Annotated in this window: 14 protein-coding genes and 1 pseudogene; 7 read left to right on the top strand and 8 right to left on the bottom strand. The window is 70.3% G+C overall.

Translation table 11 applies throughout. From position 1 onward, the window contains the following. The first annotated feature begins 394 nt into the window (after positions 1-394). From ACH4TV_RS04720 to ACH4TV_RS04710, 3 genes are all read left to right on the top strand, one after another. On the top strand, positions 395-892 hold the full coding sequence (locus ACH4TV_RS04720; protein ID WP_398394190.1) for a hypothetical protein: 498 nt from the start codon (positions 395-397) through the stop codon (positions 890-892). A gap of 246 nt (positions 893-1,138) precedes the next feature. Further along, entirely contained in the window at positions 1,139-2,467 is a 1,329-nt protein-coding gene (locus ACH4TV_RS04715) for a beta-xylosidase (protein WP_398395357.1), read from the top strand. 105 nt (positions 2,468-2,572) lie between these two features. Continuing rightward, the gene (locus tag ACH4TV_RS04710; protein ID WP_398394189.1) at positions 2,573-3,556 is read left to right on the top strand and encodes a WxL protein peptidoglycan domain-containing protein; all 984 of its coding nucleotides are present in this window, start codon (positions 2,573-2,575) and stop codon (positions 3,554-3,556) included. A 220-nt stretch (positions 3,557-3,776) separates the two neighbouring features. Here the strand turns inward: ACH4TV_RS04710 and ACH4TV_RS04705 are convergent, their stop codons facing one another. Together ACH4TV_RS04705 and ACH4TV_RS04700 are read right to left on the bottom strand one after the other, a co-directional pair. Next, complete coding sequence (locus ACH4TV_RS04705) at positions 3,777-4,166, bottom strand: hypothetical protein (protein ID WP_398394187.1); 390 nt, start codon at positions 4,164-4,166, stop codon at positions 3,777-3,779. A gap of 13 nt (positions 4,167-4,179) precedes the next feature. Next, complete coding sequence (locus ACH4TV_RS04700; protein ID WP_398394185.1) at positions 4,180-4,518, bottom strand: P-II family nitrogen regulator; 339 nt, start codon at positions 4,516-4,518, stop codon at positions 4,180-4,182. Positions 4,519-4,680: 162 nt separating this feature from the next. Between ACH4TV_RS04700 and era the strand changes: the two genes are divergently transcribed. Continuing rightward, positions 4,681-5,664 carry a GTPase Era gene (gene era / locus ACH4TV_RS04695; protein ID WP_398394183.1) on the top strand — a complete coding sequence of 328 codons (984 nt, stop codon included), beginning with the start codon at positions 4,681-4,683 and terminating at the stop codon, positions 5,662-5,664. A 4-nt stretch (positions 5,665-5,668) separates the two neighbouring features. Here the strand turns inward: era and ACH4TV_RS04690 are convergent, their stop codons facing one another. From ACH4TV_RS04690 to ACH4TV_RS04670, 5 genes and pseudogenes are all read right to left on the bottom strand, one after another. Next, positions 5,669-6,187, bottom strand: a complete 519-nt coding sequence (locus ACH4TV_RS04690) for a GtrA family protein (protein ID WP_398394181.1) — start codon at positions 6,185-6,187, stop codon at positions 5,669-5,671. Positions 6,188-6,428: 241 nt separating this feature from the next. Beyond that, positions 6,429-7,062 (bottom strand): annotated as a pseudogene (locus ACH4TV_RS04685) (MFS transporter); the annotation flags it as partial. A gap of 21 nt (positions 7,063-7,083) precedes the next feature. After that, positions 7,084-8,421, bottom strand: a complete 1,338-nt coding sequence (locus ACH4TV_RS04680) for a GH1 family beta-glucosidase (protein WP_398394179.1) — start codon at positions 8,419-8,421, stop codon at positions 7,084-7,086. Positions 8,422-8,500: 79 nt separating this feature from the next. Next, positions 8,501-8,767 (bottom strand): protealysin inhibitor emfourin, encoded by a 267-nt coding sequence (locus ACH4TV_RS04675; protein WP_398394177.1) that lies wholly within the window; start codon positions 8,765-8,767, stop codon positions 8,501-8,503. Between the two features lie 80 nt (positions 8,768-8,847). After that, on the bottom strand, positions 8,848-9,918 hold the full coding sequence (locus tag ACH4TV_RS04670; RefSeq protein ID WP_398394175.1) for a M4 family metallopeptidase: 1,071 nt from the start codon (positions 9,916-9,918) through the stop codon (positions 8,848-8,850). Between the two features lie 336 nt (positions 9,919-10,254). On the opposite strand from ACH4TV_RS04670, the gene leuA reads away from it, so the two are divergent. Both leuA and ACH4TV_RS04660 read left to right on the top strand, forming a co-directional pair. Next, positions 10,255-11,994, top strand: a complete 1,740-nt coding sequence (leuA, locus tag ACH4TV_RS04665; protein WP_398394173.1) for a 2-isopropylmalate synthase — start codon at positions 10,255-10,257, stop codon at positions 11,992-11,994. 185 nt (positions 11,995-12,179) lie between these two features. Continuing rightward, positions 12,180-12,893, top strand: coding sequence for a TerB family tellurite resistance protein (locus tag ACH4TV_RS04660; RefSeq protein ID WP_398394171.1), 714 nt, complete (start codon positions 12,180-12,182; stop codon positions 12,891-12,893). A gap of 1 nt (position 12,894) precedes the next feature. Here ACH4TV_RS04660 and ACH4TV_RS04655 read toward each other — a convergent pair whose 3' ends face one another. Continuing rightward, positions 12,895-13,065, bottom strand: a complete 171-nt coding sequence (locus ACH4TV_RS04655; protein WP_398394169.1) for a hypothetical protein — start codon at positions 13,063-13,065, stop codon at positions 12,895-12,897. Positions 13,066-13,292: 227 nt separating this feature from the next. Between ACH4TV_RS04655 and ACH4TV_RS04650 the strand changes: the two genes are divergently transcribed. Beyond that, positions 13,293-15,374: an MMPL family transporter gene (locus ACH4TV_RS04650; protein WP_398395355.1), complete on the top strand. Its 2,082-nt coding sequence runs from the start codon at positions 13,293-13,295 to the stop codon at positions 15,372-15,374. Positions 15,375-15,385: the final 11 nt, after the last annotated feature.

The following is a 15,385-nucleotide window of genomic DNA, read 5'->3' as shown; positions in this document are numbered from 1 at the left end:
GGCCCCCCCGCCGCGGCAGGCCGGCGGCCCCCCCCGCCGCGCGCCCTGGCGCGGGCCCGGGCCGGGCCGGGGGGGGGGGCGCGCCGGGGGGCGGGGGGGGGGGCCCCCCCCCGGGGGGGGGCCCCCCCGACTGCTGCTACGTCATGGTTCGTCCGTCACCGGGAGGGACCGTCTTCGGCCACTTTCGCCTCGCCCCGGAAGAACCCGCAGAACTTCTCTTGCAATCGCAGGCAACCCACGCATCAATGGAACCCGCTCTTCCGACGGACCGTCAGATTCCACCGCGTGGCGCCCCGCACCCGCCCGTGGCCGACCGCACCCGCCCGCCGGACCCACCCCCCACATCGCAATTCCCCACATGGCAATTCCCGTACCAGGGAAGGGAATCCGATCGATGACCAGCACGTCAGTACACCCGCCTGCGCGCAGACGGCTCGGAATCGGTGCGGTACTGGCGGCGGGCTCACTCGCCGCCACCGGTCTGGCCTTCGCACCGGCCGCCGCGGCCGTAGCCCCCACCACCGCGACAGTCACCTACAACTGCGGCCTTTACGGCGGCGGTTCCGCCACTCTCACCGCCACTCAGGACGGCACCTCCGCCACGATCACGGTCACTTCGTCGATCAACGCCCCGCTCGCCCTCGCCGCTGACTCGATCAGCTCCACGCTGACGTTGACGAAGGCCTCGGGCGGCACGACCTCGTTCACCGGAAACAAGAACCCGGCCATGGCCACCGGTGACAAGGTCACGGTCGGCCCGCTGAACGGCACCGTCGCCTCCGGGGACACCCTGGACGCGTACCCCGGCACCCTCACGCTGGTGCTCTTCGGCATCACCGTGACCTGCACCGCGACCGGAGCGCAGGCACCAGGGCCGTTCGTCTTCGACTGACAGCCAGCAGCCTCCTCGCACGGACCGGCCGGCGTCGCCAGCTCCACGGCGACGTCGGCCGCTTCCAACTCCGTTGATGGCAACTGGAACTGATGAACCGTCAGTTCACTTACCGCGATTGCGCGTTATTCCGTGAGATTCCATTGACTTCTCACACAACCTGCTCATCAATGGCCCCCTGTCGGCGCAGACGAGCCGCTGCGCCCGCATCCCTCAGAGGGGGCAACCATGGCCAACACGGCAACCATGGGTTCGACCGGTCGAAGACGGCGCTGGGCCGCACTGCTCGGGGCGACCGCACTCGCGGTCACCACGGGCGGCGCGCTGGCCGTCCCGGCCGGCGCACTCGCCACGGCGTCCGCCGCCGTCGACTTCGCCACACGCTGCGTACCGCCGCCGATCGCGGGCCTTCCGCCGATCGAAGGCACCACCACCGCACAGATCACGGTGGACAACACCGCGCCCAAGGTCGGCGACACCGTCACCGTGACGTACAAGGTGGTCAAGCCGGCCGCCAGCAACCCCACCGATCTCGCGCTGCCCGCCGACATCATGACGCCCACCGGGAAGATCACCCTGGGCGGAGCGCAGCCCGGTGAGTTCACCGTCGCGGGGCCCAAGAAGAACGACCCCGTACCCGGCAAGGGAGCCTTCCCGTCCTTCGAGATGACCGGCACGTTCACGGTCACCAAACCCGGCGCGATCACCCTCTCGCCCGGCGACTACAACATCCACACCAGCTACATCCTTGAGCTGGACACCCCCTGCACGGTCATCACCCCGCCCGCACCCGTCTCCGAGACGATCACCGCCACGGACGGAACCCAGACCAACACCCGTGCCATCACGCTGGGTTCGGCCTCCGGGGCACCCGGCGCCGGGGTCACCGTGAACGGCGCCAACTTCACCGCCGGTGCCACGGTCACACTCGCCGGCCGGTCCGGGGCCACCCAGACCGCCGACACCGCGACCGTGACCGCCGACTCCCAGGGCGCCTTCAGCGGCACTCTCGCCGTCAACGACAAGACGACGACAGGGGTCGTGGCGTACGAGGGCGGCTCGTGGACCGACGACAAGGGCGCCGGTCCGGCCGCCTACGTCGTCATCGACGACACGCCCGTTCCCGACAACAGCCAGAAGCTCACCACCACCGTCAAGGCGGGTGACCTGTCCATGTCCCAGGCCGGGGACGCCGTCCAGCTCTCGGCGGTCGACTTCGGCAAGGGCGGAGCGTCGAACGGGGCGCTCCAGACGGTGACCGTCAAGGACTTCCGCGGCGGACCCGCGGGCTGGTCCCTGACCGGCAAGGTCACCGACTTCACCGGTCCCGGCGCCAAGATCGAGGCCGGCAAACTGAGTTGGACCCCGGCCTGCGCCACCAAGGCCGGCAGCCCCAGCACCTGTCAGGCCGGTTCCGCCGGTTCCGTCGGCAGTGCGGGAGCCACCCTGGCCTCCGCGCCCGACGGCACCCTCACCGGCGGCGAGTTCACCGTCGACGCCGGACTCTCCCTGAACGTACCGGCGTTCACCCCGCCGGGCACGTACTCCGGCGTACTCACGCTCACCCTCTCCTGAAGAACAACGTTCATCTGAACGGCAGTTCGGCAGTTCGTCATCCGGTGGCCGGGCGCGCACCCGCCCGACCGCTTCCGGCCGTCCCGTCCGTGGGGGTCCGCACCCATGCGTAAGCCGTACGCCCTTCTCGCACTCCTGCTGGCGTTGCTCGGTACGTCACTCCTGACGTCCGCGCCCGCCCGCGCCGCCGACAACGGCAGCTGGTCCGTCTTCCCGGCCGCCTCCGCCGTGGCGCAGCGGCCGTACTTCTACCTGTCCGCCGATCCCGGCACGACCGTCGAGGACAGGATCACCGTCGCCAACAAGACCGACCGGCCGCTCACCTTCCGGCTGTACGGGGCCGACGCCTACAACACCGTCCGCGACGGCGGGTTCGCGATACGCACCCTCGACGAGAAGCAGCGGGGCGTCGGAGCCTGGGCGCGGCCCGCGAAGTCCCGGGTCACCGTGCCCGCGCACAAGTCGGTCACCGTGCCGTTCACCCTCCGGGTGCCCGAAGGGGCCGAACCCGGTGACCACGTGGGCGCGTTGGTCGCCCTCGACGAACGGATCGATGCGGGCGACGGTTCGCTCGCGCTCGGGGTACGGCGGGCCGTCGGGGCACGCGTCTACCTGCGGGTGAGCGGTCCGGCGGTCTCCGCGATCGCCGTCGAGAAGGTCCGGATCAGCCACGACCAGCCCCTCGTCCCGGGCTTCGGCGACAGCGCCGCGACGATCTCGTACACCCTCCACAACACCGGGAACGTCACCCTCGACCCCCGGGTGGAGCTACGGGCGCAGGGCCTGTTCGGCCGTACGCTGCTCGCCCGCGACCTCACCGAGCTTCCCTCCGAGCTGCTGCCCGGCCAACGGGTCCGGCTCTCCGAACCATGGCGTGACGCACCCCAACTCGACTGGGGCGACATCACGTTGACCGCGTCCGCCAAGGACACCCGCGAGTCGGCGAGCGTGTCGTTCTTCGCGCTGCCGTGGCTCATGGCGCTGGTGCTCGCGGTGTTCGGCGCGGTGGCGACCGTACTGGCGATCAGGGCACACAGGGCACGGTCCGGACGGCGGGGCCGGCGCGCCGATCACACCCAGGCCGCCTAGGGGCCGGTCCGGCGGATCATGCCGCAGACGCGGGGGTTGGCACGCCCGTCTGCGGCGTTGTCGTCGGTTGCCAACTCCCCCCACGCTCGGCTGCGCTCGCGCGGGGGACCCCCATCGCGTTGACACCCTCCTCCGCCTTGCAGCCAGACGCACCAAACCCCGCTCACCGGCGCTGATGAGGTGCCGTTGATTCCCCGCGGCCTGATCCGCCGGACAGGCCCTAGTCGCGGCCCAGTGCCCGGCGGAGTTTGCCCTTCTTCGCGGCGGGGGGTTCGGCGGGCGGGATCTCCTTCGACGCCACGAGTTGCGCGACGGATATCCGTACGTGCTTGGTGAAGGTCATGGGCCGGTCCCAGTGCTCGGACCAGTACTCATGGCTGATTTCGAGGAGCCAGCTCGTCTCGGACGTGCGGAACACGAGGTAGCCCCACTCCGTCTCGCCGCCCATGTGGTCCTTCGGGTAGGAGCGGCTCAACTCCTCGGCGCGGGCCAGGGCTTGTTCCCTGCCGCCGTCCACGTGCAGCTTCTTGTCGAGACTCCAGCTGGAGTCGCTGGACGACGCCGACATCCGCTCGACGAGCACATACCACTCGCCGGACCCCCCACTCATGACGCCCCGAGCCTCAGAGCGCGTCCGGGCCGCGCTCGCCCGTCCGCACCCGTACGACCGTGTCGACGGGCAACGCCCACACCTTGCCGTCGCCGATCTTCCCCGTCCGCGCGGCCTTGACGATCGTGTCGATGGCGGCCTCGGCGTCGGCGTCGTCCACGACGACCTCGATCCGGACCTTGGGGACGAGGTCGACCTGGTACTCGGCGCCGCGGTACACCTCGGTGTGCCCGCGCTGGCGCCCGTAACCACTGGCCTCGGTCACGGTCAGACCGTGTACGCCGAGTTCCTGGAGCGCGTCCTTGACCTCGTCGAGGCGGTACGGCTTGACGATCGCGGTGATGAGCTTCACGCCGTGATCGTATGCCGTCCCGGCGTGCACCGTAAGGTCCCTACGCCCCGGCGAGGCGTACGCGCCGTACACGCCCCGCCGGTCGTCGAAGGGGCGCCGGAGGGGCAGTGGCGGGGCCGTGGCGGGGCTCGGCGTGCGGCGGGTCCCCGTGGATCAGGGACAATGGGCGCCATGAGCGTTCGTACCCCGTCATCCGAGCCGTCCGAGCCGACCGACCCGTCGGCGGCCGCGGCCGCCCACCGCGCCGGCTTCGCCTGCTTCGTGGGCCGCCCCAACGCGGGCAAGTCCACCCTCACGAACGCTCTGGTCGGCCAGAAGGTGGCGATCACCGCGAACCAGCCGCAGACCACACGGCACACGGTACGGGGCATCGTGCACCGTCCGGAGGCGCAGCTGATCCTGGTCGACACCCCGGGACTGCACAAGCCGCGCACGCTGCTCGGCGAGCGGCTGAACGACATCGTGCGGACGACGTGGGCCGAGGTCGACGTCATCGGTTTCTGCCTCCCCGCGAACGAGAAGCTCGGCCCCGGTGACCGTTTCATCGCGAAGGAACTGGCGTCCATCAAGAAGACGCCGAAGATCGCGATCGTGACGAAGACCGACCTGGTGGAGGGCAAGGTCCTGGCCGAGCAGCTCATCGCGATCGACCAGCTCGGCCGTGAACTGGGCTTCGAGTGGGCCGAGATCGTCCCCGTGTCGGCGGTCGCCGACCAGCAGGTGGGTCTGCTGGCCGACCTGATCGTCCCGCTCCTCCCGGAGGGCCCGCCCCTCTACCCGGAGGGTGACCTCACGGACGAGCCGGAGCAGGTCATGATCGCGGAGCTGATCCGGGAGGCCGCGCTGGAGGGTGTCCGCGACGAGCTTCCCCACTCGATCGCGGTCGTGGTCGAGGAGATGCTCCCGCGCGAGGACCGCCCCGCCGACAAGCCGCTGCTCGACATCCACGCGTTCGTCTACATCGAGCGGCCCAGCCAGAAGGGCATCATCATCGGCCCGAAGGGCAAGCGGCTGAAGGAGGTCGGCATCAAGTCCCGCAAGCAGATCGAGGCGCTTCTTGGCACGCCGGTCTTCCTCGACCTCCATGTGAAGGTCGCGAAGGACTGGCAGCGCGACCCGCGCCAGCTGCGCAAGCTGGGCTTCTGAGCGGTCAGGCGGCGTAGCAGAGCGCCGCGGGGTCGGCCGCGGCCGCGTGCACAGGGCAGGCGGTGCGGACGGTGGCCGCGGCCTGCGAACGGTTTCGCGCGAAGACGACGAGGCGCAGCACCACGAACCGTGCGACACCGGCGAGTGCGGAGGCGGACAGGTAGACGACCTGCTCCAGCACCGCACCCGGCGCCGCCACCAGCAGCTGCAGGACGAGCATCGCCACGCAGGTCACCGCGTACGCAGCCGCCGCGAACCCGGCCGACTGCGCATGCTGGCGCCAGCTCGCCCGACCGCCCGCACCGAAGGTGAAGCGGGCGTGCAGCTCGGTCGCGACGAGCGTGGAGACCACGGTGATCAGGGCGTTCGCCAGAGCCCAGGGAATCCACGAGGCGAGGGCCGCCACGGCGAAGCTGGAGGCAACCCCCACCCCGCCGCCGCAGAGCACGAAGCGGGCGAAAGCGGTTAAGGCGCCGGGCGCGGCCTGCTCCCGACCCTGAGCCGCCGCCTTCGCTGTCTCCATGATCCGACCCCTTTGCTGGCTCACTCCGCGAAACGCGCACCCCTCGGCCTGTGAAGGCGAGGGCGTGCGCCGTTAGTGATGCCATCATGGCGCATCGATGGCGCCATGGCGAGCCATTTATGGCACCACTTGTGTCGCCAGTGGTGTCATGGTGTAGATGGGTTGCGAATACGCAGGTCAGCGACCCGCGGACCGGCATGGCTGCCCGGGGTCAGTCCACGCCCTTGATCCGGCCCATCAGGACCGCCCCCGCCAGCCCGATCACCGCGGCCACCAGATACAGCACCCGGTACCCGCCGAGGTACGTCATGACCGGCGCCGTCAGGGCCGGGGCGACGACCACACCCAGGATCTGGGCCACCCCCAACCAGCCGCCCACGGAGCCGCGTTGGAGCCTCGGTACGCGGTCGGGGACGGCGGCCGTGACGGCGGCGAAAGCCGCGTTCAGGGTCAGCTGGACCAGGCACCAGCCGGCCACCATCGTCCACAGCCCGCCCGCGCCCCCCAGCAGGAGCAACGACAGCGCACCGCCCGCCGCCCCGGCCACGATCCACGGCGTACGGCGCCCCCACCGCGCCGTCGTGCGGTCCGACAGCGCCCCGAAGAACGGGTTCGCCACCAGCGACACCAGCGCGCCCGCCCCGGCCACCCAGGCCGGCAGGGTCTCCTTCGACATCCCGGTGGCGGGCGCGAAGTCCTCGGCCTGGGAGGCGAGCAGGATCTGCAAGGGGCCGTACCAGCCCACCCAGATCGCCCCGTTGGCGAGCGAGAGCGCCGAGATCCACCCCCCGCCCGACCCGCCCGACCCGCCCGACCCGCCCGACGGGCTCGGCGAGAGCCGCGGCGCCGCCCTCGCCTCCCTCGGCCGCCGTCACCCCCGTGACATCACCCGTCCTCTACGCCTGCTGAGTCTTCTGCGCCCGGAGAAGGTCCCTGAACCAGCTGTACGAAGCCTTCGGGGTCCGCTTCAGCGTGGCGGGGTCGTCGAAGTCGACGTGCACCAGCCCGAACCGGCGCGCATACCCCTCAGCCCACTCGAAGTTGTCCAGCAGCGACCACACGAAGTAGCCGCGCACGTCCACGCCCGCCTCCGACGCATCGTGCAGCGCCCGGACATGACCGTCCAGGTAGGCGATGCGGTCCTGGTCGTCGAGCCCCTCGTACGAGCAGCCGTTCTCCGTGATGACGACGGGCGGCAGCCGGTCGCCGTAACGGTCCCGGAAGGTCGTGAGCAGCTCCGTCAGGCCTTCGGGTACGACGGGCCAGCCGAAGTCCGTCACTGGGACGCCCTCGATCTGCTGGACGGAGAAGGGGAGTTCGGCCGGGATCGTCAGGCCGCCGAACTCGATGTCGGCGCCCTGGGGCGCGCCCACCCGGGTCGGCGCGTAGTAGTTGACGCCGTAGAAGTCGAGCGGCTCCCCGATCACCTTCAGGTCCGCCTCCACGTCACCCGGCATCAACTCACCTATCCCTTCCGGGTATTGGCCGAGCAGGACCGGGTCGGCGAACAGCCGGTTCAGCAGCAGGTCGTAGAAGTCCGCCGCCCCCAGGTCCTCCTGGGACTGCGACGCCGGCCAGGTCGGCCCGTGCGAGTTGGCGATCCCGATGTCCGTGGCACCGGCCGCCCGCAGCGCCCGTACGGCCAGACCGTGGCCGAGGAGCTGGTGGTGGGCGGCCGGCAGCGCGTCGAACATCAGCTGCTTGCCGGGGGCGTGCGCGCCCAACGCGTGCCCGAACAGGGTGTGTTCGGCCGGCTCGTTGATCGTGATCCACTTCTTCACGCGGTCACCGAGACGCTCCGCGACCACGGACACGTACTCGGCGAAACGCGACGCCGTGTCCCGCTCCAGCCAGTCGAGACCGGCCGGCAGGTCCCAGTGGAAGAGGGTCGGGACGGGACGTACGCCCGCCGCGCACAGCTCGTCCACCAGCCGGTCGTAGAAGGCCGGCCCGCCGGGGGAGTTCACCCGCGGCCAGGAGACGGAGAAGCGGTACGCGTCCACGCCGAGGCCGGCCAGCAGGGCCACGTCCTCGGGGTAGCGGTGGAAGTGGTCGCAGGCCACCGCGGCCGTCGAGCCGTCCTTCACGCGCCCGGGCTCGGCCGTGAAGGCATCCCACACGGACGGCTCGCGCAGGTCCACCGCCCCCTCGATCTGGTGCGCGGAGGTGGACACTCCCCACAGGAAGCCGGCCGGGAACTGAGGTATCGGGTTGGTCGCCATGAGCCGGATCATGGGTACCGGGGGTAATGGGTGTCAACGGCTCGGGGTGAACAACCAGTTACTTACCGTCCGTCGGCACCCGTGACACCCGTTACGCCCCCTCTTTCAACACCCGTGAGATCAGCTTCCGTTGCTCCTCCGTGAGCCGGGGGTCGGCGCAGTACACCGTCTTCCCGTCCACCGTGAGCTCGTAGGTGAAGCCGTCCGGGACCCCGATCGGGCGCGTGCCCCGGCCGGCGGCGACCGCCTGCTCGGCCAGGGCGTGCCACTCGTGGGCATCGGGCATCCCCGAGGTGTCCACCTGGGCGTGCCGCTCGATGCCCGCGAATCCGCCTGTGCGTCGCACCTGAATACGCATGGCTCTTTTCTAGTACGAGTACGGAATGCCCGCGAGACCTACCCCGCCGGACTCACTGTGCCGGACTCACCGGCCCGCACTCACCGGGTCGGCACCCCGACCTGTTCCCACGCCTTCAGCACGGCCTGGAACTCCTCGCCCTCGGTGAAGCGGGTCTTCGCCGCCGCGACCGTGAGCGTGGCGAAGTCCGTGAAACTGGCCTGCTCGTGCAGCTCGCCGCCGGTCAGCACGTCGTACCAGACCTGCCCGGCCTTCTCCCAGGCGTTGCCGCCGAGGGTGGTGGCCGCGAGGTAGAAGGCGTGGTTGGGGATGCCGCTGTTGATGTGGACGCCGCCGTTGTCGCGGCCGGTGCGGACGAAGTCGTCCATCGTCGCCGGCTGCGGGTCCTTGCCGAGCACGTCGTCGTCGTACGCCGTGCCCGGGGCCTTCATCGAGCGCAGGGCCACGCCGGTGACGCGCGGGGCGAGCAGGCCCGCGCCGATCAGCCAGTCGGCCTGGTCGGCGCTCTGGCCGAGCGCGTACTGCTTGATGAGCGAGCCGAAGACGTCCGACATGGACTCGTTGAGGGCGCCCGGCTGGCCGAAGTACGTCAGGTTGGCCGTGTACTGGGTGACGCCGTGGGTCAGCTCGTGGCCGATGACGTCGATGGGGAGGGTGAAGTCGAGGAAGATCTCGCCGTCACCGTCGCCGAACACCATCTGCTCGCCGTTCCAGAAGGCGTTGTTGTAGTCCTCGTCGAAGTGCACGGTGGCGTCGAGCGGCAGGCCCTCGCCGTTGATCGAGTTGCGCCCGTACACCTGCAGGAAGAGGTCGAAGGTGGCGCCCAGACCGGCGTACGCACGGTTGACCGTGGCGTCCTGGCCGGGGTCGGAACCTTCGGAGCGGACCAGCGTGCCGGGCAGGTTCTGGCGGTGCTCGGCGTCGTAGATGCTCCGGAGCGCCTTCTCCTCGGCCATTGCCGCGGACAGGGCGACGGCGGGTGCGCCGAGGACCGTGGTCATCCGGCGGTGGGTGCGCTGGAAGGCGTCGCGCTCCAGGGTGCGGCGGGCGGGACCGGCGAGCACCGGGTCGTCGGCCTGGGCCACCTTGTCGAGGACGTGCGGCGGGATGATCGTGCAGAAGACGGGCTCAAAGCCCCCGTTGGTCGTCATGCCCGGCACCTTTGCACCCCGTCATGGGGCTGTCACTACCCGCAACCATGATTGGTGAAATACCCGGACAAGGGGGCCATCTTTCGGTGACGGAGTGGTATGGCGCACTTTTTGTCCCATTCGTTCCTCCGTCCCCGCATACTGGTGGTCCCGCATAGTGATACAGACCCGCGCGTCCGGCGCGGCTCGGCTACAGTGCGGAGCATCATGCGTATCGGGCTGCTCCTCCTTAGCTGCCGCGGCGAGGGCCTGTAAGTCGAGGCCGACCCCCTCCCCGCGGAGTCTGGCGTTGCGCCGTCGGCCGTCCTTCAGGACACCACGAGGAGCCCCCGCATCATGGCCACCAGTCAGAGCCGCGCCAATCGCCAGCAGCCCACTTCGATGCCGATCCACAAGTACGGCCGGTACGAGCAGGTCGACATCTCCGACCGCACCTGGCCCGGAAACCGGATCACCGCCGCCCCCCGCTGGCTCTCCACCGACCTGCGTGACGGCAACCAGTCCCTGATCGACCCCATGTCCCCGTCCCGCAAGCGTGCGATGTTCGACCTGCTGGTGAAGATGGGCTACAAGGAGATCGAGGTCGGTTTCCCGGCCTCCGGTCAGACGGACTTCGACTTCGTCCGCTCGATCGTCGAGGAGCCGGGCGCGATCCCGGACGACGTCACCATCTCCGTACTGACCCAGGCCCGCGAGGACCTGATCGAGCGCACGGTGGAGTCCCTGAAGGGCGCCAAGCGCGCCACGGTCCACCTGTACAACGCGACCGCCCCCGTCTTCCGCCGGGTCGTCTTCCGCGGCTCCAAGGACCAGATCAAGCAGATCGCCGTCGACGGCACGCGGCTGGTCATGGAGTACGCCGAGAAACTGCTGGGCCCGGAGACGGAGTTCGGCTACCAGTACTCGCCCGAGATCTTCACGGACACCGAGCTGGACTTCGCCCTGGAGGTCTGCGAGGCGGTCATGGACGTCTGGCAGCCCGGTCCGGGTCGCGAGATCATCCTCAACCTGCCCGCCACGGTGGAGCGTTCGACCCCGTCGACGCACGCGGACCGCTTCGAGTGGATGGGCCGCAACCTGACCCGCCGCGAGCACGTAGTCCTCTCCATCCACCCCCACAACGACCGCGGTACGGCCGTCGCCGCCGCCGAACTGGCGCTGATGGCCGGCGCCGACCGCGTCGAGGGCTGTCTGTTCGGCCAGGGCGAGCGCACCGGCAACGTCGACCTGGTCACCCTGGGCATGAACCTGTTCTCGCAGGGCGTCGACCCGCAGATCGACTTCTCCGACATCGACGAGATCCGTCGTACGTGGGAGTACTGCAACCAGATGGAGGTCCACCCGCGCCACCCGTACGTGGGCGACCTGGTCTACACGTCCTTCTCCGGCTCCCACCAGGACGCCATCAAGAAGGGCTTCGACGCCATGGAGGCCGACGCCGCCGCCAAGGGCGTCACCGTGGACGACATCGAGTGGGCGGTCCCGTACCTGCCCATCGACCCGAAGGACGTCGGCCGCTCCTACGAAGCCGTCATCCGGGTCAACTCGCAGTCGGGCAAGGGCGGAATCGCGTACGTCCTGAAGAACGACCACAAGCTGGACCTGCCGCGTCGGATGCAGATCGAGTTCTCGAAGCTCATCCAGGCGAAGACGGACGCCGAGGGCGGCGAGGTCACGCCGAAGGACATCTGGGCGACCTTCCGGGACGAGTACCTGCCGAACGCGGACAACCCGTGGGGCCGTATCCAGGTCGCCACCGGGCAGTCGACGACGGACAAGGACGGCGTGGACACGCTCACGGTCCAGGCCGAGGTGGACGGAGTGGAGACCACCCTGGTGGGCACGGGCAACGGCCCGATCTCGGCCTTCTTCCACGCACTGCAGGGCATCGGCATCGACGCCCGGCTCCTGGACTACACCGAGCACACGATGAGCGAGGGCGCCTCCGCACAGGCCGCCTCCTACATCGAGGTCGCCATCGGTGACAAGGTCCTGTGGGGCATCGGCATCGACGCGAACACGACCCGCGCCTCGCTGAAGGCGGTCGTCTCGGCCGTCAACCGCGCGGGCCGCTGACTCACCCGACCGGTTGGTTTCGGGCCCCGTCCGCCCTCTGTGGCGGGCGGGGCTTCCGTCGTTTACCGGCCAAACCGGGGGCCGGTCATGGGCAGGTCTGGTCCTGGGTACTGACTCCGCATCAACAATGTGGCTAACATCACGCCAGCACGGCGATGTTGCCGTGGTGTTTCGGGAGGTGCGACGTGCTCCAAGGACGGGGACGAGACGACCGTGTCGTACGCGTCGTACGCAGAGGCCGGACAGCTCGCGTCCTGGGCTCCCGTACGGTCTGGACCGGCGTCGGCGACGGTGAGTTCTTCTGCCCCGGCTGCGGCGGGGACCGCAACTACCAGCGCCTGACCGGCCGTCGCCGTTTCACGCTCCTGGGCGTACCGATTCTCCCGCGCGGTGAGACCGGCCCGGTCGTCGAATGCGCGGCCTGCCAACGCCACTTCGGCATGGACGTCCTCGACCACCCGACCACCACCCGCTTCTCCGCGATGCTCCGCGACGCGGTCCACACGGTCGCCCTCGCGGTCCTCGCCGCCGGCGGCACCCACGCCCGCCACACCCTGGAGACAGCGGCGACCGGCGTCCGTGCGGCGGGCTTCGACGACTGTACGGAGGACCAGCTGGCGGCCCTGGTGGAAGCCCTGGCCGCCGACACGGGCCGCCTCTTCGGCCCCCCGTGCGGCACCGGCCTCGCCATAGAGCTCCACGAGGCCCTGGACCCCCTGGCCCCCCATCTCGCCGCCCCCGGCCGCGAGTCGATCCTGCTCCAGGGCGCCCGCATCGCCCTGGCCGACGGCCCGTACACCCCGGCGGAACGCGATGTGCTGGCCACGGTGGGAGCGGCGCTGACGATCTGCGGAGACGACGTGACCCGGCTGCTGGCGGCGGCGCGGACACCGTCCTGAGTCAGCGCCTGCGGCCGGACCAGCCACTCCCGATTCCCGCGACGTGCAGGGCCAGGAGCATCAGGCCGAGGAGCATGACGTTCGTGGAGGAGAAGGCGTCATTCGTCGTGATCTCGGCAGCGTTGATCAGGAACGCGATGAAGAGCAGTACTGCCGCGGCTATACCAAGCATGGGCCGGTCCTCTCGAAAGGGTGAGATCCGGGTGCCCCCGTCTCCCCCCGATAGGCCTCTCCCTCGTAAGCCCCTGACCGTGCTCGTACTCCCCAGGGAGTAATCCGACCCCCGGGTCACCCCCGGCAGTACTGCCGAACTCGCCCTCCCGCGCGACGATTCCACCCCCGCCCGACGGAATTCTGGTGAGCGTCATCCAGATGTCCGGACGAGGGGAGGGCCTCGACATGGGGGCCGCCAAGACAGTGACGAGTGCACGGCGCCGACGAGCCGTGCCCTGGCTCGCGCTCGCGCTGTGGGTCGGGGTGCTCGCGATCGTGAGCCCGTTCGCGGCGAAGCTCGGTGAGGTCCAGCACGACCGGATCACCGACTATCTGCCCGCGAACGCCGACTCGACCCAAGTCGCCAGGATCCAGGACCAGTTGCCCGGCGGCGAGACCACCCAACTGGTGCTCGTCTACCACCGCGACAGCGGACTCACCGCCGCCGACAAGGCTACGGCCGCCGCACAGGTCGACCGGATCGCCGGCGAGCACGTCCTGACGGCCACCCCGCAGGGCGTACCGTCCGCCGACGGCACCACCCTCATGTACCCGGTGAGCAGCAACGAGCCCGGCACCGACGAGAAGAAGCGCGACGCCCTCGTCGACGACGTACGCCAAGTCGCCCACAGCGAGGGCGGGTTGGGCGTCGAGGTCGGCGGGCCGGGGGCGCTGGCCACCGACGCCGCCCAGGTCTACAACTCGCTCGGCGGCCCGCTGCTCTACACGACGGTCGGTGTGGTCGCCGTGCTCCTGATCCTCATCTACCGCAGCCCGGTGCTGTGGCTCGTTCCGCTCGTCGTCGCGGGCATCGCCGACTACCTGGCGATGGGCGTCGCCTACGGCCTCAACCAGGCCTTCGGGACCACGGTTTCCGGCCAGAGCTCGGCCATCATGACGATCCTCGTCTTCGGCGCCGGAACGGACTACGCCCTTCTCCTCGTCTCCCGGTACCGCGAGGAGCTGCGCCGCGTCGAGCGCCCGTACGACGCGATGGTGGCGGCCCTGCGCGGCTGCGGACCCGCCGTGCTCGCCTCCTCCGGCACGGTCGCCGCCGGAGTGCTCTGCCTCCTCGCCGCCGACCTCAACTCCAGCCGCAGCATGGGCCCGTTGGGCACGGTGGGCGTGCTCTGCGCACTGATCGCCATGCTGACCCTGCTCCCCGCGATCCTCGTCCTGCTCGGGCGCCGGGTGTTCTGGCCGCTCGTGCCCGCGTACGGCAGCACGCCCAAGGTGCGGCGCCGCTCGCTCTTCGCCGCGATGGGCAGCTCCGCCGGGCGCCGGCCGCTGGTGGTCCTCGCGAGCGGAGCCGCCCTGCTCGGCGCACTCGCCCTGGGCACGCTGAACCTGGCGGGACCGGTCAAGCAGGAGGACGCCTTCGTCGACAAGCCGGAGGCCGTCGCCGCGATGCAGACCCTGGCACGCGCCTACCCCGACCGCGGCACCCAGCCCATCAGCGTCATCACCCCGGCCGGCAGGACCGACGAGACGCTCGCGACGATCCGGGCCGCCGACGGGATCAGCGAAGCGCAGCAGGGACGTACAGGGGAGGGCTGGTCCGAGATCACCGTCTTCGCGAAGGGCGCGCCCCAGTCGGCGGCCGAGACGGCGGCCATCAAGGAGCTGAGGGACGAACTGCCGGGCTCGTACGTCGGCGGGGTGAGCGCCCAGCAGATCGACCTCGTCGACACCAACGCGCGGGACCGCTGGGTCGTCGTACCGCTCGTGCTCGTCTCCGTGCTGCTGATCCTGGTCGCGCTGCTGCGGTCGTTCGTCGCGCCGCTGCTGCTGGTGGCCGCCGTGGTCGCGGTGTGGGGGGCCGCGCTCGGCATCGGCGGACTGGTGTTCGGACCACTGTTGGGCTTCGAGGGCACCGACCCCGGCCTCGGGCTGTTGTCCTTCGTGTTCCTGGTCGCGCTGGGCGTCGACTACGGGATCTTCCTCATGCACCGGATGCGCGAGGAGGCGCTGAAGGGCGCGGAACCGGCGACGGCGGCACTGACCGCGCTGCGGACCACGGGCGGGGTCATCGCCTCCGCCGGACTGGTCCTCGCCGCGACCTTCGCGGTGCTGACGAACATGGGGCTGGTGCAGCTCGTCGAACTGGGCTTCGTGATCGCGGTCGGCGTGCTGCTGGACACGTTCCTCGTCCGGACCTACCTGGTGACGAGCGCGAGCGTGGCGCTGGGACGGAAGATGTGGTGGCCCGGCGGGCTGTCGCGCGCCCCGGAACCGGCCCGCCCGGAACGCCAGCCGGAACCCGTGTGAGATCTGCCGTA

Origin of the sequence: Streptomyces sp. NPDC020898 (assembly GCF_044333925.1) — a bacterium.
Lineage (GTDB): Bacteria > Actinomycetota > Actinomycetes > Streptomycetales > Streptomycetaceae > Streptomyces.
This window is presented reverse-complemented; position numbering and strand designations above follow the sequence as displayed.